Source organism: Faecalibacterium prausnitzii, from assembly GCF_003287495.1.
Classification (GTDB): Bacteria; Bacillota; Clostridia; order Oscillospirales; family Ruminococcaceae; genus Faecalibacterium; species Faecalibacterium prausnitzii_I.
Genome location: NZ_PRLE01000011.1, coordinates 1 through 20712, shown reverse-complemented (window position 1 = coordinate 20712; position 20712 = coordinate 1). Strand labels below are relative to the sequence as shown.

At 56.2% G+C, this 20712-nt stretch carries 23 protein-coding genes and 1 tRNA gene; 17 read left to right on the top strand and 7 right to left on the bottom strand.

What is annotated here, in order from left to right; genetic code table 11:
- Positions 1 to 759: zinc ribbon domain-containing protein (locus C4N22_RS12590; RefSeq protein WP_242981025.1), on the top strand; the 759-nt coding region annotated here is incomplete at its 5' end.
- A gap of 126 nt (positions 760 to 885) precedes the next feature.
- Positions 886 to 1287, top strand: coding sequence for a MazG-like family protein (locus C4N22_RS12585; RefSeq protein ID WP_347476115.1), 402 nt, complete (start codon positions 886 to 888; stop codon positions 1285 to 1287).
- A 293-nt stretch (positions 1288 to 1580) separates the two neighbouring features.
- On the opposite strand, the gene C4N22_RS12580 is transcribed toward C4N22_RS12585, so the two are convergent.
- Complete coding sequence (locus C4N22_RS12580) at positions 1581 to 1934, bottom strand: cupin domain-containing protein (protein ID WP_080788749.1); 354 nt, start codon at positions 1932 to 1934, stop codon at positions 1581 to 1583.
- A gap of 142 nt (positions 1935 to 2076) precedes the next feature.
- Here C4N22_RS12580 and C4N22_RS12575 point away from each other — a divergent pair, with 142 nt between their 5' ends.
- Together C4N22_RS12575 and C4N22_RS12570 are read left to right on the top strand one after the other, a co-directional pair.
- Positions 2077 to 2409 (top strand): winged helix-turn-helix transcriptional regulator, encoded by a 333-nt coding sequence (locus C4N22_RS12575; RefSeq protein ID WP_112149201.1) that lies wholly within the window; start codon positions 2077 to 2079, stop codon positions 2407 to 2409.
- Positions 2410 to 2556: 147 nt separating this feature from the next.
- The gene (locus C4N22_RS12570; RefSeq protein ID WP_112149200.1) at positions 2557 to 3321 is read left to right on the top strand and encodes a nucleoside phosphorylase; all 765 of its coding nucleotides are present in this window, start codon (positions 2557 to 2559) and stop codon (positions 3319 to 3321) included.
- Positions 3322 to 3764: 443 nt separating this feature from the next.
- On the opposite strand, the gene C4N22_RS12565 is transcribed toward C4N22_RS12570, so the two are convergent.
- Complete coding sequence (locus C4N22_RS12565; protein ID WP_112149199.1) at positions 3765 to 4301, bottom strand: YcxB family protein; 537 nt, start codon at positions 4299 to 4301, stop codon at positions 3765 to 3767.
- A 137-nt stretch (positions 4302 to 4438) separates the two neighbouring features.
- Between C4N22_RS12565 and C4N22_RS12560 the strand changes: the two genes are divergently transcribed.
- From C4N22_RS12560 to C4N22_RS12535, 6 genes are all read left to right on the top strand, one after another.
- Positions 4439 to 5965, top strand: coding sequence for a sensor histidine kinase (locus C4N22_RS12560; RefSeq protein WP_242981024.1), 1527 nt, complete (start codon positions 4439 to 4441; stop codon positions 5963 to 5965).
- Positions 5943 to 6788 carry a response regulator transcription factor gene (locus tag C4N22_RS12555; protein ID WP_112149198.1) on the top strand — a complete coding sequence of 282 codons (846 nt, stop codon included), beginning with the start codon at positions 5943 to 5945 and terminating at the stop codon, positions 6786 to 6788. The genes C4N22_RS12560 and C4N22_RS12555 overlap by 23 nt, the downstream gene beginning before the upstream one ends.
- Positions 6785 to 7810 carry a TRAP transporter substrate-binding protein gene (locus C4N22_RS12550; RefSeq protein ID WP_112149197.1) on the top strand — a complete coding sequence of 342 codons (1026 nt, stop codon included), beginning with the start codon at positions 6785 to 6787 and terminating at the stop codon, positions 7808 to 7810. The genes C4N22_RS12555 and C4N22_RS12550 overlap by 4 nt, the downstream gene beginning before the upstream one ends.
- A 280-nt stretch (positions 7811 to 8090) precedes the next feature.
- The gene (locus tag C4N22_RS12545) at positions 8091 to 9182 is read left to right on the top strand and encodes a TRAP transporter substrate-binding protein (protein WP_022256129.1); all 1092 of its coding nucleotides are present in this window, start codon (positions 8091 to 8093) and stop codon (positions 9180 to 9182) included.
- Between the two features lie 104 nt (positions 9183 to 9286).
- Positions 9287 to 9808, top strand: a complete 522-nt coding sequence (locus C4N22_RS12540) for a TRAP transporter small permease (protein WP_022256128.1) — start codon at positions 9287 to 9289, stop codon at positions 9806 to 9808.
- Between the two features lies 1 nt (position 9809).
- Complete coding sequence (locus C4N22_RS12535) at positions 9810 to 11150, top strand: TRAP transporter large permease (RefSeq protein ID WP_112149196.1); 1341 nt, start codon at positions 9810 to 9812, stop codon at positions 11148 to 11150.
- Positions 11151 to 11231: 81 nt separating this feature from the next.
- On the opposite strand, the gene C4N22_RS12530 is transcribed toward C4N22_RS12535, so the two are convergent.
- A complete protein-coding gene (locus C4N22_RS12530) occupies positions 11232 to 12074 on the bottom strand; it encodes a PfkB family carbohydrate kinase (protein WP_181567215.1) in 843 nt (280 codons plus the stop codon).
- Positions 12075 to 12360: 286 nt separating this feature from the next.
- Between C4N22_RS12530 and C4N22_RS12525 the strand changes: the two genes are divergently transcribed.
- Positions 12361 to 13659, top strand: coding sequence for an MATE family efflux transporter (locus tag C4N22_RS12525; protein WP_112149194.1), 1299 nt, complete (start codon positions 12361 to 12363; stop codon positions 13657 to 13659).
- 5 nt (positions 13660 to 13664) lie between these two features.
- A complete protein-coding gene (locus C4N22_RS12810) occupies positions 13665 to 13856 on the top strand; it encodes a hypothetical protein (RefSeq protein WP_146746533.1) in 192 nt (63 codons plus the stop codon).
- A 1-nt stretch (position 13857) separates the two neighbouring features.
- On the opposite strand, the gene C4N22_RS12520 is transcribed toward C4N22_RS12810, so the two are convergent.
- Positions 13858 to 14709 (bottom strand): helix-turn-helix domain-containing protein, encoded by an 852-nt coding sequence (locus tag C4N22_RS12520; protein ID WP_112149193.1) that lies wholly within the window; start codon positions 14707 to 14709, stop codon positions 13858 to 13860.
- A gap of 126 nt (positions 14710 to 14835) precedes the next feature.
- On the opposite strand from C4N22_RS12520, the gene C4N22_RS12515 reads away from it, so the two are divergent.
- On the top strand, positions 14836 to 15951 hold the full coding sequence (locus tag C4N22_RS12515; RefSeq protein WP_022256244.1) for an ABC transporter ATP-binding protein: 1116 nt from the start codon (positions 14836 to 14838) through the stop codon (positions 15949 to 15951).
- Between the two features lie 143 nt (positions 15952 to 16094).
- Here C4N22_RS12515 and C4N22_RS12510 read toward each other — a convergent pair whose 3' ends face one another.
- Positions 16095 to 16433: a helix-turn-helix domain-containing protein gene (locus C4N22_RS12510; protein WP_112149192.1), complete on the bottom strand. Its 339-nt coding sequence runs from the start codon at positions 16431 to 16433 to the stop codon at positions 16095 to 16097.
- A gap of 148 nt (positions 16434 to 16581) precedes the next feature.
- On the opposite strand from C4N22_RS12510, the gene C4N22_RS12505 reads away from it, so the two are divergent.
- On the top strand, positions 16582 to 17244 hold the full coding sequence (locus C4N22_RS12505; RefSeq protein ID WP_112149191.1) for a twin-arginine translocation signal domain-containing protein: 663 nt from the start codon (positions 16582 to 16584) through the stop codon (positions 17242 to 17244).
- A gap of 74 nt (positions 17245 to 17318) precedes the next feature.
- Here C4N22_RS12505 and C4N22_RS12500 read toward each other — a convergent pair whose 3' ends face one another.
- The gene (locus C4N22_RS12500) at positions 17319 to 18221 is read right to left on the bottom strand and encodes a GGDEF domain-containing protein (RefSeq protein WP_112149190.1); all 903 of its coding nucleotides are present in this window, start codon (positions 18219 to 18221) and stop codon (positions 17319 to 17321) included.
- Positions 18221 to 18778 carry a V4R domain-containing protein gene (locus tag C4N22_RS12495; RefSeq protein WP_112149189.1) on the bottom strand — a complete coding sequence of 186 codons (558 nt, stop codon included), beginning with the start codon at positions 18776 to 18778 and terminating at the stop codon, positions 18221 to 18223. The genes C4N22_RS12500 and C4N22_RS12495 overlap by 1 nt, the downstream gene beginning before the upstream one ends.
- A 271-nt stretch (positions 18779 to 19049) precedes the next feature.
- On the opposite strand from C4N22_RS12495, the gene C4N22_RS12490 reads away from it, so the two are divergent.
- From C4N22_RS12490 to C4N22_RS12475, 3 genes are all read left to right on the top strand, one after another.
- A tRNA-Val gene (locus C4N22_RS12490) sits at positions 19050 to 19126 on the top strand.
- A gap of 443 nt (positions 19127 to 19569) precedes the next feature.
- Positions 19570 to 20088 carry a ClbS/DfsB family four-helix bundle protein gene (locus C4N22_RS12485; RefSeq protein ID WP_112149188.1) on the top strand — a complete coding sequence of 173 codons (519 nt, stop codon included), beginning with the start codon at positions 19570 to 19572 and terminating at the stop codon, positions 20086 to 20088.
- Between the two features lie 239 nt (positions 20089 to 20327).
- The coding region (locus tag C4N22_RS12475; RefSeq protein WP_146746532.1) for a recombinase family protein at positions 20328 to 20712 on the top strand (385 nt) is incomplete at its 3' end.

The following is a 20712-nucleotide window of genomic DNA, read 5'->3' as shown; positions in this document are numbered from 1 at the left end:
GGCACCCTGATGGGTGGCGAAAGCGGCACCAGCCACATGGGAAACACCTACTATTACTACAAGTGCGGCAACGCCAAGCGCCACGGCAAGGCGCACTGTGACCTGAAGGCTATCCGCAAGGAGCCGCTGGAACGGTTCGTGGTGGGCACCGCCATTAAGGTGATCTTCAGCGATGAAATCATCGAACGGCTGATAGATTTGGTCATAGAAGCCCAGCAGAAGGAGAACACCCGGCTGCCTGTCCTGAAAGACCAGCTCAGGGACACGGAGAAGCGGCTGGCAAACCTTCTGGAAGCCATTGAACAGGGCATCCTGACCCCGACCACCAAGCAGCGTTTGGACGAGCTGGAAGCCCGGAAAGAAGCTCTGAACACCAGCATTCTGGAAGAAGAGCTGAAAAAGCCCGTCTTGACCCGTGAGTGGATTCGGTTCTGGCTTGAAAAATTCCGCAAGGGTGACGTGGGCAGCACGGAACACCAGCGGCAGATCATTGATACCTTTGTCAACTCGGTCTACGTCTTTGATGACCGGGTCGTACTCAACTTCAACTTCACGGACGATGCCAAGACGGTCACCCGTGAGGAAGTGTTGGGTTCGAGTGCTGTGGACAATGCTCCACCACAAAAATCCTCAGACTTTCGTCTGAGGATTTTTTGTTTGTGGTGGACGGTACAGGACTCGAACAGGGCGGCGGCACGAAGTGCCGTAAGCAACCAGCCCAGTGGGCTGTTGCTTAGCCCGCGGTTCCTAGAGAATTAGGAATGTCTACCGGGATGACTGCAGTTCGGTGGACGGTACAGGACTCGAAAGCACGGCACCGCCGCAGGCGGGGCAAAAAACAGTCCGGTGGACTGTTTTTTAGTGCGTGGTTGGTGGAGTCCAGGAATGTCTACCGGGATGACTGCTGTTCGGTGGGCGGTACAGGACGAGAACAGCAAATCAAAATTTATGGAGGAAACCATGGGCGATTTTACGATAGAAGATATGCTTGCGATACAGCAGGCCCTGCAGGAAAAATATAAAGACAAGTGGGAGCCGATCGGCCCGGAGGCCGGCAAGCACAAACTGTTATGGATGCTCGGTGAAGTAGGCGAAGTTATCGACATTATCAAGAAGAACGGAGACCAAAAGGCTGTTGAGGATGCAGAAGTCCGGCAGCATCTCGTGGAAGAAATGGCGGATGTGCTCATGTATTACAATGACGTCCTTCTGTGCTATGGGATCAGCGAGCAAGAACTGAAAGAGGCATATACCGCCAAGTTCAAGAAGAACATGACCCGCTGGTAATTCCCGTTTGCCGTATTCGTTCCCAGCAGGGTTTGGGACACCGCACGCCCCAACAAGAAGCTGTCCCAAAGGGGCAAGAATTTTCAAGAATTGAAAATTTGTGGCCACGGGACGATTCTTGCCCTCACGCCTTTCGAAAGCGGTTCCTAGAGAATGAGGAACGTCTACCGGGATGACTGCGGTTCAGTCTCTATCATTCGCACAATGTAAGTCAGAGCAAAATAAAATAGTGATCGCAAAGGCAGGGTATCATCGTGGCGATGGTATCCTGCCTTTTGTTTTGAGATGTTTTATCAGTAGATCACAGCATCCGTTGCAGTATAGCCTTCGAGAGAATTCTCCTTGACCTGAATACAAATATAAGTGATCTCAGAATTGCTTGCAGCAAAGAACTGACGTTTTGCCACGGGAGAAATCTTTAGCCAGTCGCCTGCTGCAAGGCTGATTTCTTCGCCATCGATAACGACCTTGCCTTTGCCGGAAAGAACACCGTAGATTTCCTCATTTGCCTTGTGGGAGTGGACAAACGGAACGTTTGCTCCCGCAGGAAGCGTATTCAAGCTGATCTCCGCACCAGTCAGGGCGAGCTTTTCATGAAGCTCCGTCCGATTTTCTTTTCCAACTGTCATTTTTGTGTAGCTTGCCATTGTAAGCACCTCCATTTTGATTCGCAATCTTTCATTGCCTGAGCTAAGTATAGAAGCTCGCACATTCAAAAACAAGTACGCACTTTTTTGTAACTGTACACTCAAAAATGAATGTGATATACTCGATACAGAGGTGACTGATATGCGTACAAAAGAAGAACTGCCGGAATGTCCGGTTGCAACAGCAGTATCCCTGATTGGCGGAAAATGGAAACTCTTGCTTCTGCGCAATCTGAAAGAGCGTCCATGGAGATTCAATGAGTTGCAAAGAAGCATCGACGGGATCTCGCAGAAAGTTTTGACCGAGAGCTTAAGACAGATGATTGATGATGGGCTTGCCTACCGCCGTGATTATCACGAGAATCCTCCCAAAGTAGAATATGGGTTGACCGATCTCGGAATGGAAATGTTACCAATCGTCAATGCACTTGCAGACTTTGGCAATTACTATAAATCAGTCGTTGACCGGTCATGATCAATAGGATGAAGCAGGGTTTGGGGCACCGCACGCCCCAACAAGAAAGCTGTCCCACGGGGCAGAAAATTTTCAAGAATTGAAAATTTGTGACCACGGGACGGTTCTTGTCCTCTACGTTTTCCTGAAAGGATTGAAAGAGCCAAGATGATTCAAAAACACGAACTGCCTATTTTAGAGTACGATTCCAACTCGGAAGAAGTCATAAGGCCAAATCATGGTGCAGAACAGCTGAAACTTCCCGAAAAATGCGTCTATGCCTTTCTTGGAGAAGCGGTTGATGATTATGCTTTCGAGGCAGAAGCCACCGTTGCTGAAACTTTTGAAACCATAACCCGGAACTATCCTGTTTACATCGTAAAGCAGGATGGCATGGAATTTTGCCTTTGCGCTGCCCCGCTGGGCGCACCTGCGGCAGCACAACTGATGGACTTCCTCATCTCCTGCGGTTGTAAGAAAATCATTTCGACTGGTTCTTGCGGTGTTCTGACCGATTTGGCCGAAAACGAATTTCTCATTCCGGTAAAGGCGTTACGAGACGAGGGAACCTCTTATCATTATCTTCCGGCATCCCGCTATATAGAGCTTAACAAAAATATCCGGGATGCCATCGAGCATACTTTTCTTGTGCAGAACATTCCGTTCCAGGAGTGTGTTACATGGACAACGGACGGGTTCTTCCGTGAAACACAGGATATGGTGCGGTATCGCGGAGCAGAAGGATGTACAACCGTTGAGATGGAGTGTGCCGCATTGGCTGCTTGCGCCCGGAAGCGAGGTGCTTCTTTCGGGCAGATTCTCTACACTGCCGACTCTCTTGCGAATATTTATGCTCATGATGAGAGAGATTGGGGAAAGGGTTCCTTGCGGAAAGCGCTGGAACTCTGTATTGCTGTGCTGCAAACGATTTGAAGGTTCGGCTGCCGTGGACAGTGCTCCACCACAAAAATCCTCAGACATTTGTCTGAGGATTTTTTATTTGCAATTTGTTCAAAATCCACACAAAGAAACTCCATTTTTATCCGGTACAATAAGGGTGCAGTCAGGGAGGACCGCTCCGAGAGAGCTCCTCCCAAAGACCTGCAAACGCAGGCAAGAATGATCGCCGCAAACGCGGCCCCTTTAAAACACTGTCCCCCACCTATGCGAGGCAATAGCCAGAGGCGGCGGACAGACTACCAAACCCCTCCTGACAGCCGCAAATGTTTAGGAGTTCACCATACAGACAGGCAGCACCGCTTTCTCCTCCTTTCCACGGTGGCTGCCTGTCTTTTTGTTTTCCCGTTATTGAAACAAAGCGCAAAAAAGGCACGGAACATTTTGCTCCGTGCCTTTTGGTGTTTTTGGGGAAAAGGTCAGCGCAGGTCGCGCAGGCGGTCGGCGGGAAGATGGGCTTTCAGGGCTTCCCATCCGGCGTCGAGGCTGTCATTCCATAAGTAAGCCTGCGTCTGATGGACGTAGAGGTAGATGGCATTCTCTGTCCGGTAGGCCAGGTGGATGTGGTGCCAGCCGCACTGGCGGGAGGGGGCAGCTTTGTCCTGCTCACCGGCCATCCAGATGGAAAGGCCGGTTTCGTCCAGCTGGAGCCGGTAGAACGGCTTGGCGGCTTTATCGAGGCCCAGCTTCCGGATAAAGATTTTGATGCCGTGGGCACAGTTCCAGAAATAGACGGCGGGCAGACCCAGCGCCACGAGGGCCAGCACACCGGCCAGCAGTCCGGCCTCATGCCGGGTGTTCAGCTGGGTGAGGCAGACCCCGGCAAAGACCAACAGAATGGCCGTAAAGACCAGCGGACGTTTCCAGATGCGGTTATGCTGAAGCAGGTCGAACCAGCGGAAACGGCGGAACGATGCCGCGTCCATGGTGACCGAGACGGTAATGGGCTGTGACATGCAAACACACTCCTTTTTAGGCATAGTAACATATTATTTGGGAAGAAGCAAGCAAAAACTTGCGCAATTGCCATAAACTGTGGTAGAATAAAGCGATTCAAAGCGAAAAATGGCCCACGGCCAGAGGAGGAAACGCCATGCACCGAGAGATGACCCTGAAACAGCGGATCGGCCTGTGTCTGGCGGCCTTTTTCATGGCGCTGGCGGCCCAGATCTTTCTGAGCTTTTACCAGTCCGGCACCGTGCTGCGGGAACTGGACGACCAGATGGGCAACTTCAACGCCATCAGCCGGTTCCAGAACGGCGTGCAGCAGAGCCTGAACGCGCTGGAAAGTTACCGCTGGGAGTATGGCGACGCGGGGGAGCTGCTGGATCAGCTGCATTCCTCCAGTTCGGTGATGAGTGCCTGGCTCTGGCGGATCGAGGGCGACCTTGGTACCGTGAGCGAGGAGCAGTATCTGCTTTACAGCGCCGTCTGCACCACCTACGACAGCTATAAGGAGCTGCTGGACCAACTGGAAGAAGAGGTCCGTATGGGGCGCGACGCGGCTGCTGCCCAGCTCTATTATGACAAAGTCTCGCCCTGCGGCGGGTATCTGCGCCAGTATACCCAGCAGCTGCTCAACAAGGCCATCACCGACGGGCAGGGGGACTATACCACCGTTTCGGCCCTGAGCGACCGGGTCAAGTGGGCACAGACCATCGTGGTGGCGCTCTGCCTGGCGCTGGGCAGCCTGATGGCCCGGGAGGTCATGCATCTGCTGACCCCGGTGCAGCAGATGATCGGCGCCTCCAGAGAGATCAGCCAGGGCAGCTATGACACGCCGGATGTGCCGGTGCCCCGGCAGGATGAGATGGGCCAGTTGGCCGATGCATTCAACCGGATGAAACACTCCATGGCCGAGCAGGTGAATACCCTGCGGGAGAAAAATGAGATCGAGCGGGAGCTCCACCGCCAGAAGACCGAAGCACTCGAGATGCAGAACCGGATGGAGCGGAGCCGCCTGCAGCAGCTGCGCAGCCAGATCGACCCGCATTTCCTTTTCAACACCCTCAACGTCATTTTGCAGACGGCAGGCACAGAAAAGGCCTACCGCACCCAGGCCCTCATCACGGCACTGGCCCATCTGCTGCGGTACAGCCTCATGAGCAACGACGAGCAGGTGCCCCTCTCCCGGGAGGTGCGGATCGTGGATGAATATTACTCGATCTACCATGTCCGATTTGGCGACCGCATCCGGATGGAGTGGCGCATCTCGGATTCGCTGGACCTGACGGAGACCATGGTACCCTCGTTTATTTTGCAGCCCATTGTGGAAAACGCGTTCAAGCACGGCATCTCCCCCAAGGAGGAGGGCGGCGTGGTCCGTATCCGGGTCAATCCTTTGCGGGAGAAAGGGCTGCTTTACATCAGCGTGTGTGACAACGGCGTGGGCATTGAGCGGGCCCGGCTGGAACAGCTGAAAAACGCGCTGGCAAAGCCCGGGGAGCGCTGGGAACATATTGGGGTGTACAATGTCGCGGCCCGGCTGCGGCTGCTGGACGAGCGCAGCCATCTGAAAATCTGCTCGCACCCCGGGCGGGGCACGGCCATCCGGCTGTACCTGCCCCTGATCGAGCCGGAAGAGGAGGACTTGGACGATGATCCGATTGTTGATTGCTGACGACGAGAAGCTGGAGCGGGAAGCGCTGGCCGATATGGTGAGCCGCCGCTTTGAGCATGAGGTGGTGCTGGAGCTGGCGGAGAACGGCCGCAAGGCAGCGGACACGGCCGTGCTCTGGGGAGCCGACCTCATCCTGATGGACATTGAGATGCCGGGCATGAGTGGTCTGGACGCGGCCCGGGCCGTGCTGGCCCAGCGGCCCGCCTGCCGGGTCATCTTTGTCACGGCCTACAGCCTGTTCCAGTACGCCCACGAGGCCGTGCATCTGGGAGCCTGCGATTACCTCCTCAAGCCTGTGGACCCCGACGAGCTGGAAGCCTCCATCCGGCGGGCCATGCGGCAGATCGAGGCGGAGCGGAAGCTGGAAGAACTGGCCCGAACGACCGAGCTGTCCCCGGAGCCGGAAACGCCTGAAGTCCCGGAAAACCCGGAAGAAGGCGCTCCGGAGGCAGAGTCCCCTGAGGGCGAAAACAGCCAGACCGCTATGGTCATGACGCAGGTGCGGCGGTATCTCGAAGATAACTATATGTTCGATCTCTCGCTGGACAGCGTGGGCGAAATTTTGCACATCAGTCCGGCGTACCTCTCGGCCCAATTCAAAAAATACCAAAAGATGAACTTCCTGGACTGCCTGACGGAGCTGCGGATCAACGCGGCCAAGGAGCTGCTGGCCGATCCGTTCCGTTCCTCGGCGGAGGTGGCCTCCATGGTAGGCTACGAGGACGCCAGCTATTTTGCCCGGGCCTTTAAAAAGCGCACCGGAATGACTCCCACCCAGTACCGGCGGCAGGCGGGCAAAAAGTCTGCGGAGGCCCATTTATGAAGCGGGAAACAAGCATCTCCCGCCGCAGCCTGCTGGTGGGCACGGCCTGTGCGGCACTGGGGGCCCTGACCGGCTGCACGGCACCGGAGCCCACGGCGGCAGAGCCGCAGCCGGAGCTCATCCTCCGCTATGCGGAGAACCAGCCGGAGGATTACCCCACCACCAAGGCTGCGCTGGCCTTTGCCGAGATGGTGGCCCAGCGGACGGATGGCCGGGTAAAAGTGGTGGTGTACAGCGGCGGAGAGCTGGGGGCAGAGCTGAGCGTCATTGAGCAGATGCAGTTTGGCGGCATTGATTTTGCCCGTGTCTCCCTCAGCCAGCTGGCCGGTCTGCTGGAGAACCTGAGCGTGCTGCAGCTGCCTTACCTTTACGAGGATGCCAAGCAGATGTGGCGGGTGCTGGACGGTAACATCGGGGATGGGTTCCTCTCCACGCTGGAAAATGTGGATCTGGTGGGGCTTTCGTGGTTCGATGCCGGTGTCCGCAGCTTTTACACCCGGGAAAAGGCCGCGACACTGGTCGATCTGCAGGGCAAGGTCATCCGGGTGCAGGAATCGGACATGATGAGTGAGATGGTGTCGGATATGGGCGCGGTGCCGGTGCAGGTGGTCTACAGCCAGGTGTACGCGGCCCTGCACAATGGCCGCATCGACGGGGCAGAGAACAACTGGCCCAGTTACGAGGCCATGGGCCACTATGAGGTAGCGCCCTACTTTTTGAAAAATGAGCATACCCGTGTGCCGGAGATTCAGATCGCCAGCCGGGCCGCGCTGGAAAAGCTGGCCGGGCTGGACAGCTCGTTCCCGGGCATCGTCCGGGGCTGCGCCCGGGACAGCGCCAATGTGGAGCGCCGCCTCTGGGCCGAGCGGGAAGCTCAGGCCGAAGAAGATATGAGGGCCTGGGGTGTGGAAGTGACCACCCTTTCCGAGGCCGAGATGCAGAAATTCCGGGCGGCGGTCCGCCCGATGTATGAGCGGTTTGCCGAACAGGCAGAGCTCATCCGGCAAATACAGGAAGCGTGACTCCACCAGTCCCGCGTTGCCAAAAAGCTCCCTCTCAAAGGGAGCTTTTTGGCTGCTGGGATCCATGCGATTGTGCACTGTGCTTAACTGAAAGACAAGAACTTGGACATGTTGTACAAAAGAAATTTTCACATTCTTTGGAAAAACAGGACATTTTTCAGAAGCCCTTGTTTCGGCTTAAAAAATTTGCTAAAGTGTGAACAGTGAATGAACGGCGGCGCGCCACCCGTGCAGTGTGCACCGCCGGAATAGAAGGAAATACTTAGGAGGATAACTTATCATGAAGAAGATTTCTCGTCGTAGCTTCCTGGCCGCTGCTGGCGTTTCCGCCGCGGCTCTGGCACTGACCGCATGTGGCGGTTCTTCCAAGAGCACCGCTGCTTCCACTGCTCCGGCTTCTTCCACCGCTGCTTCCGCTGCCGCTGGTGATGCAGCCGCCGCTGCAAACGATCCCAAGGTGACTCTGGTCTACGCTGAAGTCAACCCGCTGGACACCATCGTTGGCCAGACCGCTACCCACTTCAAGGAGAAGGTCGAGGAACTGACTGGCGGTTCCGTCGTCATCGACGTGCAGGCTTCCGGTGTTCTGGGCTCTGAGAACGACGTTCTGGACGCGATCCTGGGCGGCTCCACTTCCATTGATATGAGCCGTATCTCCGCTTTCGCACTGACCAGCTACGGCTGCAACAAGTCCAAGCTGCTGTCCATCCCCTTTACCTTTGAGAACCGCGCACACTTCTGGAACTTTGCCAACAGCGATCTGGCACCGGAGTTCCTGAACGAGCCCCAGGAGCTGGGCCTGCCCGTCCGTGGTATCTTCTACGGCGAGGAGGGCTTCCGTCACTTCTTCACGGTCAAGCCCGTGGCTGGCATTGAGGACTTCAAGGGCCTGAAGCTGCGCGTGTCCAACGACCCCGTCATGAACGGCATGGTCGAGAGCCTGGGCGCGAACCCCACCGTCGTTTCGTTCGGTGAGCTGTACAGCGCACTGCAGACCGGCGTTGTGGATGGCGCTGAGCAGCCCATCGCAAACTACAAGTCCAACGCGTTCCCCGAGGTTGCAAACAACCTGATCCTCGACGGCCACACTCTGGGCGCTATCCAGGCTGTCATCACCGACAACGCTTGGGGCAAGCTGACCGAGAACCAGCAGGCTGCCATCATGGAGGCCGGTGCGGATACCCAGGCATTCAACGCGGAGCTGTCTGAGACCGCTGAGAACAAGGTTCTGGACGAGCTGAAAGCTTCCGGCTGCAATGTTGTGGATGTGCCCGATAAGGCACCCTGGCAGGAGGCCTGCGCTAAGGTCATCAGCGAGAACACCTCTGACCAGGCGGAGCTGTATCAGCAGCTGCTGGACATGAAAGGCTAAGCTTGTAGAGTAAGCCTCTTGTTCTGAAATCGTACATGAGCCCGGCGGGGGGACTACGGGAATACGCCCGCAGACCTGCCGGGTTTTTATATGGAGGAAAGACTATGCCGAAAATCTTTACCACATTGGATAAGATCAAACCGGCGTACGACATCACCTACAAAGTGGTTCTGTTTATCTGCAAGCTGCTGCTGATCGCGGATATCATCATTACCACCATGTCGGTCATTGGTCGTTACGTCCCGTTCATCCCGGACCCCGCCTGGTCCGAGGAGGTCGTGCTGACCTGCATGAGCTATATGGCCGTTCTGAGCGCGGCTCTGGCCATCCGCCGCGGCGCGCACATCCGTATGACCGCGTTTGACGTCTACCTGCCCAAGATGGTGGTCAAGGTGCTGGACATTCTGGCCGATCTGGCTGTCTGTGTCCTGGGCATCATCATGCTGGTGGTGGGCTGGAACTACGCCACCACCCTGGGCGGCCGCGGCTTCTATGTCTCCATGCCCTGGCTGAGCCGTTTCTGGATGTATTTCCCCGTGCCTCTGGCCGGTGTGGCTATGATCATCTTTGAGATCGAGGCCATCTACAACCACATCAAGAGCATTTTTGTAAAGGAGGAAGTGTAATATGACAGCTCAGACACTGGCAATCATTGTCCTTCTTGTCAGCTTCTTTGTAATGATCTTCCTGCGTTTCCCCATCGCTTATGCCGTTGGTCTGTCCAGCGTGCTCTGTATGCTGGTGCAGGGCCAGGCCCTGACGGATGTCTGCCGCCTGATGGTCAAAGGCATTTCCTCGTTCAGCCTGATGGCTGTGCCGTTCTTCATCACCATGGGCGTGCTCATGGGCTCCGGCGGCATCTCCGAAAAGCTGATCGCGCTGGCGGATGCCTGCGTCGGCTGGATGCGCGGCGGCATGGCCATGGTCAACATCGTGGCTTCCTACTTCTTCGGCGGTATTTCCGGTTCCGCTTCGGCTGATACCGCTTCCATCGGCTCCATCATGATCCCCATGATGGTCGATCAGGGCTACGATGCCGACTTCTCCACCGCTGTTACCATTACTTCCTCCTGCGAGGGCCTGCTGGTTCCCCCGAGCCACAACATGGTCATCTACGCCACCACTGCCGGCGGCATTTCCGTGGGCAGCCTGTTCCTGGCTGGCTATCTGCCCGGCGCTCTGCTGGCCATCGTCCTGATGATCGGCTCCTACATCATCTCGGTGAAGGAGAATTACCCCAAGGGCTCTCCGTTCAGCATCAAGGGCTTTATCAAACAGCTGGGCACCTCCATCTGGGCACTGGCAGCCGTTGTGATCGTCGTGTTCGGCGTGGTCGGCGGCGTGTTCACTGCAACCGAGTCCGCGGCTATCGCCGTTATCTACTCCCTGTTCGTGTCCGTGTTTATCTACAAGGGCCTGGATTGGAAAGGCGTCTGGCACGCTCTGGACGAGTGCGTCAATACCCTGTCCATCGTCCTGATCCTGATCGCTACCTCCGCTGTCTTCGGCAACTGCCTGACCATGCTGCATGTGCCGGATCTGGCTGCCAATGCCATCACCAGCGTGACCGAAAACCCCTACATCATCGCACTGCTGATCGACCTGATCATCCTGGTGCTGGGCTGCATCATGGATATGGCTCCCATCATCCTGATCGCTACCCCCATCCTGCTGCCCATTGCACAGTCCATCGGCATCGACCCCATCCAGTTCGGTATCATCGTGGTCCTGAACTGCGGCATCGGTCTGCTGACTCCCCCTGTCGGTGCGGTTCTGTTCATCGGCTCTGCCGTGGCAAAGCGCCCCATGGAGAAAGTCGTCAAGGCAACCCTGCCGTTCTATCTGTGCATGTTCATTGCACTGCTGCTGCTGACCTTTGTGCCTGACATCAGCCTGGCGATCCCCAAGCTGCTGGGCGGCTACGTCAGCCCCATCACCAACCCGCTGGGTCCGGTGTTCATCCACTAACCAAACAACCCACAATCTTCTCCGAATTGGAAACCTTGCGAAGCAAAGCCCCCGCCGGTCGGCGGGGGCTTTGTGCGTTTCTTATAAGATCGTTTGTAACTGCCTGGTGGTGAGGCGGGGCAGTTTTTCCGGCGTGCTGTTTTTTTGCAGCAAACAACAGAGCGCCTTGGCGGCCAGCCGCGGGGCAGGGAGGGAGAGCCCCGGCCAGAATGCATGGTTTGTGCGGGTAAAGGCGTGGATGCCCTCGGCGCAGGCCAAAAGCACCAGCTGAGTGTGCCCCCGCAAGAGAGGGAAAAGCGCCACCCGCATCTCCGCCGTGCCGAACAAAAATTCCAGCTCTTCCGTGGTGAGAAGGACAATGTCTGCCCGGGGGAGCAGCTGCCGGGTGACCTCCCGCGGGGCCGCTTCTCTCTCCGGCTGGGGCCAGAGGGCAGGCTCCAGGCAGGGCGCGAAGCAGGTCAGCGCCCCGGCATCCCGGGCGGCGGTGAGGGCCGCTAAATGGGTGTACCGCAGAGGGCTGTCGCACAGGCCGGAGGAGGCAAAGAGCAGGGCGTCCCCGGGCTGGAAGAGCCCCGGCTCCAGCTGCTCCGGGGCAAACTGCAGCCCGGCGGTGCGCATGCGGTAAGAGAGCGCCTCGCCGCCGGCCTCAAACAGCAAAGCGGTGGGCAGTGTGCGGGAAAAGCGCGTGTGTGCGGTATCCACGCCCGCGGCGGCGAGCGTGGAGGCGGCCCGCTGCCCGAATGGGTCCTCTCCCAGCTGGGCCAGAAGAGAGGCGCACCCACCCTGCGCGGCACAGGCCTGTGCCAGCACGGCGGCATCCCCGTCGAGGCGAGGCCGAAAGCTTTCCGCGTGAGCCAGCGGGGCGTCCGCGTCCAGTGCCAGCAAAACCTCACCCAGGCAGTAGATGGTATGCTTTGGAACCATGGGACTCCTCCTTTCTGGTCGTTCCCGGTTTTTGAAAAACAAATCGAGAAACAGTATACACCCATCGGGGTGTTTGTGTAAACCCATCCGATGAAATCCGGAAAACTGCTTGACAAAACGACAAAAACTGTGATAGAATACCCCGGATTTGAACCGCTGCGGCTACAGCCGGGGAGAGGCAGCGGCGTGTGGAAAGCAAAAGAACGCGGTGTGTTCCCTCCGTAGGCCTTTGAGCGGAGGGGGCATCTGGCGTTCTCTTTTTATTATCACGCAGAAAGGAAATTCGATGAACGTCACCAAGCAGTACTTTAGATATGTCTCGCAGAACATCTTCGGGTTGATCGGCACGTCCTGCTACATTCTGGCCGATACCTATTTTATTGCGCAGGCAGCCGGCACCGACGGCGTGGCGATGCTCAACCTCTGCCTGCCCATTTATAATTTTATTTTTGCGTTTGGCTCCATGATCGGCCTGGGCTCGGCCACCCGCTATGCCATCCTCAAGGCGCAGAACGATGAGCGGGCCCACCGCTATTTTTCCAACGGCCTGATGTGCGCGATCTTGATTGCAGTGCCGTTTATGCTGGTAGGGGCGTTCTGTCCGGATGCGGTGCTCCGGTTGATGGGCGGCGATGCAGCCATTGTGGCGCTGGGCCTGCAGTATACCCGCATCTTCCTGCTGTTCACGCCGTTCTTCATGTGCAACTACATCGTTTCGGCCTTTACCCGGAACGACGGCGACCCCTCGCTGGCCATGGTGGCCACCCTGAGCGGCAGCCTGTTCAATGTGGTGTTTGACTATATTTTCATCTTCCCCATGGGCTGGGGCCTGCCCGGCGCGGCGCTGGCAACGGCTATTTCGCCCGTCATCAGCATTTCCATCTGCAGCCTGCATTTCCGCAAACCGACCAATGGCGTTCAGTTCGTGCGCCAGCGGCCTTCGGTGCGGCTGCTGCTCCAGAGCTGCCAGCTGGGCATCTCCGGCTTTGTGGGTGAGATGTCCTCTGCCGTGACCACGACGGTCTTCAACCTGCTGCTCCTGCGGCTGGCAGGCAATGTGGCTGTGGCAGCCTATGGCGTGGTGGCAAACTTTGCACTGGTGGCAACGGCCATCTTCAACGGCGTCTCCCAGGGCGCGCAGCCGCTGGTGAGCCAGTGCTACGGCAAGCGAGACCGGGCTGGTGTCAGGAAGCTGCTGGGCCTGGGCAGCGGCACGGCGCTGGCGCTGGCAGCGGCTCTGTACCTGGTCGTGTTCGGCTTTACGGATGCGCTGGTGGCCATCTTCAACAGCGAAAACTCCGCCCTGATGGCCCGGTATGCTTTTACCGGAATGCGCATCTATTTTATCGGCTACCTGTTTGCCGGTTTTAATATTGTGTCCTCCGGTTACCTGAGCGCCGTTAACCGCCCGACGGAGGCTTCCATCACCTCCATCAGCCGGGGTGTGGTGGCCATCGTCGCCTGCTCGCTGGTGTTGAGTGCACTGTTTGGGATGAACGGCGTCTGGGCGGCGTTCCCGGCTTCGGAGGCCATGACTGTGGTGCTGACGCTGTTCCTGCTGCGGGGAAAACGGGCGGCGGACTGAGTTTCTTGTCCACTTTACAGGGATTTTACGGGCACTTCCGTGCCGGAATGCCCATCCTGCCCCGGGTGTCCGTCGGCTGCACGGAGTTTGACACGGCTCTTAAAAATATCAACGACGCCGTGAAAGAGGCGGATGACAAGATGTACACCGCAAAGAAACGGGCCCGCGAAACCGCAGACCCGCTGAGAAAGAATTGATTTAAATGTAGAGCTCCTGCTCGCGCTGGCTCTCCTCCGGGGAGAGGCCGGGGCGGAGGGACTGACCGGCCATAGCCCGCCACTGCGCGGGGGAGTGGCCGGTTTCTTTTTTGAACACCCGGCAGAGGTAGTTGGCCCCGGAAAAGCCGCAGAGGCTGGCAATCACGTCCAGAGTATACTCCCGGTGGAGGAGCAGGCGCATGGCGGCTTCCACCCGTACCTTGGTCAGGTAGCGGCCCGGCGGTATCCCCAGCGCGGCGGTAAACATCCGTACCAGATGGCTTTTGGAGACACCCAGCCGCTCACTGAGTTCTTCCACGCCGTAAAGGCCGGCATAGTTTGCCCGGATGTCCTCCATGGCCTCCTGCACCAGCGGGGGCAGGGCGGGGGCGGCGCTGTCGGCCCCGGAAAGCTCACAGAGCAGGGCAAAGGCCAGTTGGCTGCGGGCCCGGCTGTGGGGCGTGTCGTCTGTCTCGGCGGCAAGCTGGCCCATCAGCTCGGCAGCGGCCGGGCAGGTCTCGCCCCGGGCGAGGAACGGCAGCTCCGGCAGCCCGGCCAGAAACTGCAACGCCGCCTGCCCGGTGAGCTGTAAGCAGAGCAGGTGACAGGCCCCGGCAGGGGTCAGGGTCAAGGGGGAACGGCTCAGGATGAGGTGACCGGCGGGGGCGTTCTGGGGCGGCAGGATCAGGGCACTGCCCGCCGGGCTGGGGCCGATATCATCGAGGGAAGCGGTGCAGGCGCCGCTGGAGACCAGACAGACCCAGAGCCCCTCACCGCTCAGGGTGAGAGGGGCTTCCGGCTGGGTATTCTGCACGGCGGCAAGGGCGGCGGTGGCGCTCCAATCGAAAATCAATATCTGACACCTCAAATCAATAAAATGCTATTTTATATCACAAAATAATCTGTTATTATAATAACAACGAAACCGCCCGCCGTCAAGTGCGGGCGAACCTGAAGAATAAATGGAGGCAAATGACTTATGGCTTCGATCAGCTGCCAGCATATCTACAAGATCTATCCGGGCGCTACGGCTCCCTCTGTCACCGACTTCAACCTGGAGATCCAGGATAAGGAATTCATCATCTTCGTCGGCCCCTCTGGCTGCGGCAAGTCCACCACCCTGCGTATGATCGCCGGCCTGGAGGAGATCTCCAAGGGCGAAATGTACATCGGCGGCCGTCTGATCAACGACGTCCCCCCGAAAGACCGCGATATCGCCATGGTCTTCCAGAGCTACGCTCTGTACCCCCACATGACCGTTTACAAGAACATCGCATTCGGTCTGGAGCTGCGCAAGACCCCGAAAGACGAGATCGACCGCCGCGTCCACGAGGCTGCCAAGATCCTGGAGATCGAGCACCTGCTGGACCGCAAGCCCAAGGCTCTGTCCGGCGGCCAGCGCCAGCGTGTTGCTCTGGGCCGTGCAATGGTTCGTAACCCGGCTGTCTTCCTGCTGGACGAGCCCCTGTCCAACCTGGATGCAAAGCTGCGTACTTCCATGCGCACCGAGATCATCAAGCTGCACAAGAAACTGGCTACCACCTTTATCTATGTTACCCACGACCAGACCGAGGCTATGACCATGGGCGACCGCATCGTCGTCATGAAAGATGGTATCATCCAGCAGGTCGATACCCCGCAGAACCTGTACGATATGCCTTGCAACATGTTCGTTGCAGGCTTCATCGGCAGCCCCCAGATGAACTTCCTGGACGGCACCCTCATCAAGAAGGGCGATCTGTACGGTATTGACCTGGGCGGCGACGTGATCCCCCTGCCCAAGGAGAAGACCGCGGACGGCAAGCTGGATTCCTACGTCGGCAAGAAGATCAAGATGGGCATTCGTCCCGAGGATATCGACGACGAGCCCGAGTTTATGGCAAAGCACACCGACTGCCAGCTGGATACTCAGGTCGATGTCTCTGAGATGATGGGCGCTGAGATCTACCTGTACCTGGAGTACAAGGGCAACAAGATGACCGCCCGCGTCGCTCCCACTTCCAAGGCCCGCAACGGAGACACCGTCCGCGTCGCATTCGACCCGCACAAGGTCCACCTGTTCGACATTGAGACCGAGCAGACCATCCTGAACTGATCAGCACTTTTGGAAAAGATCATTTTTGATCCTCCTATCATAAGGAAAAGCCGCCAGGTGAGAGCCTGGCGGCTTTTCTTGTGCGTGAAAGAATGAGGGGAACGAATCTCGGGAATGTTCAGCGTCTTCCGCGGGAGATTATTTTACCGTTCCAGATATTTCTGAATCGCTTCTTTAGACGAGGACAAAATCTGCCGCAGGGCCAGCAGCTGCTCTTTGGAGCAGCTGTCCAGTTCCAGAGTGATCTCTTCCAGCAGCTCATCCTTGCCGAGGGTATCTTTGTCAAAAATCAAATCATCCGTCCGGACGCCCAGTGCACAGGCAAGATCCACAAGGACGGGGAGGCTGAGCTTGGTGTAACCGGTTTCAATATGGCTCATGTGGACGGCTGAAATGTTGACCATCTCAGCCAATTCCTCCTGTGATAAGCCGAGACGTTTTCGTTCTGCGCGAATATGTTTGCCGATTGCAGAGTAATCCATAAGCCCTCTCTTTTGTCTATGTGGTTTAAGTTTTGACCACAGAGTTTATCCTTTCCTTGCATTATATAGAGGATTATGATACAATCGAACAAACTATATAGACTGAAAAAGTCTATGTGGTTTATAAATTACAAGGGAGGAAAAACAAATGGGCGAGAAATTTTCCCGTCGGGATTTTCTAAAGGGCATGGCGGTTGTGACGGCTTCCGGTTTGCTGGTGGCCTGCGGCGGTGGGAATGGGACGCAGGTAAAGCTGGCTTTTGTTGCAATGGATAATTTCTATGACCAGGACGAAACACCGAATGGTTATGTTCTGTGCCAGGGATTTCAGGTGAAAAATTTGTCTGCATCGGATATCGCGCTGGATGGGCTTCTGGATCTTGAGACCTACGACAAGAAAGAGAGGGAAGTTGGTGTCGAGGAGGCGATCCGGGCACTGGCTGGCTCCTCCAAAACGATTACAGCCAAAACATCTGCAGGTGCAGTGACGTCCATTGCCGTGCTGGACCCTGCTTCTTCCAAAACGTTGAAGCCGGGTGAGAGCGCAAAGGTCTGGTTCTTCGCCATTGCGCCCAACAATGAGACAACGCTGGATATCCTGTATCAGGGGGTGCACCAGTGCTATCTCAGTTATGGAAAAGATTTACCCTCGCATGAACCTGGCGGTGGTGGCAGCAGTTCGGCCAGTAGTACAGTAAGCAGCAGTTTCGCGACGTCAGAGTCAGCTTCGGCGTCCACGGCCGCATCGGAGGAGGTTGCCGTAATGGAATCCCCGAGTTCCGTTGACAGAGAAGCATCGGCTTCCCGCTGAGAAATAACAGAAAAACCTCTCCCGATGTTCCTGTAAAATCAACAGGAAACCGGGAGAGGTTTTTGTTGTCTGAGTCAAAACGCAGTGCTGCCCTGATGCATTTTTTTCTGCTGGTACATGGCGGCATCGGCCTGCTTGAGCACTTCGTCTACGTTGACGATGCCGTGGCCCCTGGGCAGATGCACAAGGCCGCAGCTGAAACACTGGTGATACCGTGGGGGAGCTGCCTTGGCGAAATCATTCTGTATGTGGGTGATCTTCCGCTGGGCCAGCTCCAGGGAGCAGTTGCGCAGAACGGCGCAGAACTCGTCGCCGCCCATTCGGGCAAAGATGTCCGAGGCACGGAGATGCCGCTTTACGAGGTCGGTGAAGCTGAGCAGATATTTGTCGCCCTCGGCGTGGCCATAGGTGTCGTTGATGAATTTGAGGTGGTCGAGGTCACAATAGCAGAAGACCAGCTCGTCGTCGGTTTCCAACAGCGCGTCCAGCTTCTGGTAGAAATCATAGCGGTTGCCGATGCCGGTCAGCGGGTCAAAATGGGCCTCCAGCTTCAGAGAGTCAGCATAATCTTTTTCCAGCTGGGCCTCTTTTTTCAGGGCCTTCTCCCGCTCCCGCAGCTGGGCGGTCATGGTGTTGAACGCCTCCGAAAACTCCCCCAGATAGGAAACGGTCTGGGAATAATCCCCCTTGGCTACCTGCTTGGCCTGCCAGGTCAGGTGGTTGAGATTGGCCTGCATGTTTTTCAGGTTCTCGCAGAGCGGATTGTCGCGGGAGGGGGAACAATCGGAGAGATTGCCCACGGAGAGGGCCGCGGAATAGGCTTTCAGCTCCTGCACTGCCTGGTCGAGGCATTGCAGGCCCATACCAAGTTTCCGGTAGGGCTCGTCCAGCGTGGAAATGTCCAGCGGCTGCACAGGGGCATCGTACAGGATGCTGCGCAGATATTCAAACAGTTGCTGGCAGTTTTTGTCTTCCATTACGCAGGGCTCCCCTCAGTGGTGTCCGTGATCTCAGCCCGGAAACGGCAGACACGGTCGCCGGTGGCCCAGCAGTCTATCTCAATGGCCTGATACGGTTTGCCGGAGTAGAGGGACAGCACACCGGCAATGAAGCCCTCATCGTAGTTGCAGACGGTCTCGCCCAGCACCGGCAGGCCGGAGCAGTCAGCGTCCTCCGAGACGGTGAGGATGATCTTGCCGCTGGCTTCGTCCACATCCTCCACGCGGAGCACACCGATCCTGAACTCCTGCATTTTCTGCTGCAGTTGGCCGATAAACTGGTCCATCGGCTGGTTCATGTCGAGGAAATGCCGGGCAAAGTATTCACCGGCCCGGCGGCCTGCCCCACGGAATGCCTCCACCTGCGCCTCTTTCCCAAAACGCTGTACCAGCTCCTCCCGGAGGGCAAATTCAAACATCCGGTAGACTATAACAGGGAGCTCTGCGCCCAAGTTGCCACGGCTGGCACTGTCGTAGTGCAGGTAATCATCCAGCGTGAGGGGCTTGCGCTCCAAAAGAAAAATATTCTGGTTCATTCTCGGCACATCCTTTCAAAAACAGAGCTATGAAAACCAGCGGCATAAAGACGCCCACCGCCGGTAAAGATTTCTTTGCTGTTAGACTGCCCTAAGTATACCATATCTGCCCAAAGTTATCCACCGGAAAAGCGCGCTGTTCCCGGAAAGAACGAAAAAGAAAGTGCGTGGCTTAGTGCGTTTTGCTTTATAAACAAAAAAATTTGGAAAAATTACAAATTAGGGCTTGCAATTTGGCATGGCCCATGCTATAATAATCACGTTCCGATTCGGAGGATTAGCTCAGCTGGTTAGAGCACCTGCATCACACGCAGGGGGTCTGGGGTTCGAGTCCCTAATTCTCCACCATACAGTTCGTACTCGAACCCAATTCTTTACGAGAAAGGGTTTGGGTACGTTTTTTGTTTACAGGAGGTTCTGCGACGAGAGTACGCAGAGCGGTAAACGAGCAAGGGCAGGGTATCACTGTGACGGTGGTATCCTGCCTTTTGTTTTGCGGGATCAAGTTCGCCTTGTTCGAACTTGGTCGCCCCCCTATATGGCTCACTGGGGGCAATCGCTGCATACGTGCGTACCGGGGAGAGCCTGTACACCTCTGGCAAGGTGTAACACACTAGACTTTGTGCCAAAGTCTGTGTGCTAAGGGGTCAAGCCCCTTAGAATCCCTGCGGAGCGTGTACGCACGTACGCAGGAAAATGGCAAAATTTCACTATATCGGGGGTGTTCTTTCATTGGAGAGTATGATATACTCGGCTTAGTTCAACAAATCGGAATTTGAGGAGATAGACTAGTGAGAACATACGAGAATAAAGATGAACTTAAGAACGAGATAAATAAAAGTTTTGCAAAGTACATTTCAGAATTTGATATTATTCCGGAATCATTAAAAGATAAGAGAGTTGAGGAAGTTGACAGAACTCCAGCAGAAAATCTTGCTTACCAGGTTGGCTGGACAACTCTTGTTCTTAAATGGGAATCAGACGAAAGAAATGGTCTTCATGTCAAGACTCCTTCGGATGATTTCAAGTGGAATCAGCTTGGCGAATTATATCAATGGTTTACAGATACATATGCTTATCTGTCGTTGCAGGAGTTGAAAGATATGCTGAGAGAGAATATTAATTCGATTTATGAAATGATTGACTCATTAAGCGACGAAGAGTTATTCGAGCCACATATGAGAAAGTGGGCCGATGAATCAACCAAAACAGCAGTCTGGGAAGTATACAAGTTTATACATGTTAACACGGTTGCTCCGTTCGGAACATTTAGAACTAAGATTAGAAAATGGAAAAAGATAGCACTATAACTTCCAGTTTGCCGTACTCGTTTCCAGCAGGGTTTGGGGCTCCGCACGCCCCAACAAGAAGCAGTCCCGAAGTGGCGAGAATTTTCAAGAATTGAAAATTTGTGGCCACGGGACGATTCTTGCTCTTTTCGCTGCGTTTCGTAATTTTCACATTTCAATCTGCTCGCAGATTGTTGACAAGCTGCGCTTGACTCGATACTATAAAGGCAACCCGAACGTGCTACCAAGGAGGTGCAACCATGACCGCCGTAATCTACGCCCGCTATTCTTCCGACAGCCAGCGCGAAGCGTCCATTGAAGGGCAGCAGCGCGACTGCAAGGACTACGCCGAGAAGAACGGTATCACCGTGGTCGGCACCTACATCGACCGTGCCTACTCTGCCAAGACGGATGACCGCCCGGACTTTCAGAGGATGATTAAGGACAGCGCAAAGAAAATTTTCGATGTGGTTCTGGTCTGGAAGCTCGACCGCTTTGCCCGGAACCGCTACGATGCCGTGAACTACAAGTACCAGCTGGAGAAGAACGGTGTCCATCTGGTGTCTGCCATGGAACCCATCTCGCAGGGGCCTGAAGGCATTATGGTGGAGAGTATGCTGATTGGCATGGCGGAATACTATTCCG

Bases quoted from the DNA above. Each gene is read 5' to 3' on its own strand.
- C4N22_RS12585 (WP_347476115.1), top strand. From the start codon at position 886: ATGTCTACCGGGATGACTGCTGTTCGGTGGGCGGTACAGGACGAGAAC.
- C4N22_RS12505 (WP_112149191.1), top strand. From the start codon at position 16,582: ATGGGCGAGAAATTTTCCCGTCGGGATTTTCTAAAGGGCATGGCGGTT.
- C4N22_RS12560 (WP_242981024.1), top strand. From the start codon at position 4,439: ATGCACCGAGAGATGACCCTGAAACAGCGGATCGGCCTGTGTCTGGCG.
- C4N22_RS12515 (WP_022256244.1), top strand. From the start codon at position 14,836: ATGGCTTCGATCAGCTGCCAGCATATCTACAAGATCTATCCGGGCGCT.
- C4N22_RS12550 (WP_112149197.1), top strand. From the start codon at position 6,785: ATGAAGCGGGAAACAAGCATCTCCCGCCGCAGCCTGCTGGTGGGCACG.
- C4N22_RS12555 (WP_112149198.1), top strand. From the start codon at position 5,943: ATGATCCGATTGTTGATTGCTGACGACGAGAAGCTGGAGCGGGAAGCG.
- C4N22_RS12495 (WP_112149189.1), bottom strand. From the start codon at position 18,778: ATGAACCAGAATATTTTTCTTTTGGAGCGCAAGCCCCTCACGCTGGAT.
- C4N22_RS12500 (WP_112149190.1), bottom strand. From the start codon at position 18,221: ATGGAAGACAAAAACTGCCAGCAACTGTTTGAATATCTGCGCAGCATC.
- C4N22_RS12525 (WP_112149194.1), top strand. From the start codon at position 12,361: ATGAACGTCACCAAGCAGTACTTTAGATATGTCTCGCAGAACATCTTC.
- C4N22_RS12575 (WP_112149201.1), top strand. From the start codon at position 2,077: ATGCGTACAAAAGAAGAACTGCCGGAATGTCCGGTTGCAACAGCAGTA.
- C4N22_RS12535 (WP_112149196.1), top strand. From the start codon at position 9,810: ATGACAGCTCAGACACTGGCAATCATTGTCCTTCTTGTCAGCTTCTTT.
- C4N22_RS12580 (WP_080788749.1), bottom strand. From the start codon at position 1,934: ATGGCAAGCTACACAAAAATGACAGTTGGAAAAGAAAATCGGACGGAG.
- C4N22_RS12510 (WP_112149192.1), bottom strand. From the start codon at position 16,433: ATGGATTACTCTGCAATCGGCAAACATATTCGCGCAGAACGAAAACGT.
- C4N22_RS12565 (WP_112149199.1), bottom strand. From the start codon at position 4,301: ATGTCACAGCCCATTACCGTCTCGGTCACCATGGACGCGGCATCGTTC.
- C4N22_RS12540 (WP_022256128.1), top strand. From the start codon at position 9,287: ATGCCGAAAATCTTTACCACATTGGATAAGATCAAACCGGCGTACGAC.
- C4N22_RS12570 (WP_112149200.1), top strand. From the start codon at position 2,557: ATGATTCAAAAACACGAACTGCCTATTTTAGAGTACGATTCCAACTCG.
- C4N22_RS12530 (WP_181567215.1), bottom strand. From the start codon at position 12,074: ATGGTTCCAAAGCATACCATCTACTGCCTGGGTGAGGTTTTGCTGGCA.
- C4N22_RS12545 (WP_022256129.1), top strand. From the start codon at position 8,091: ATGAAGAAGATTTCTCGTCGTAGCTTCCTGGCCGCTGCTGGCGTTTCC.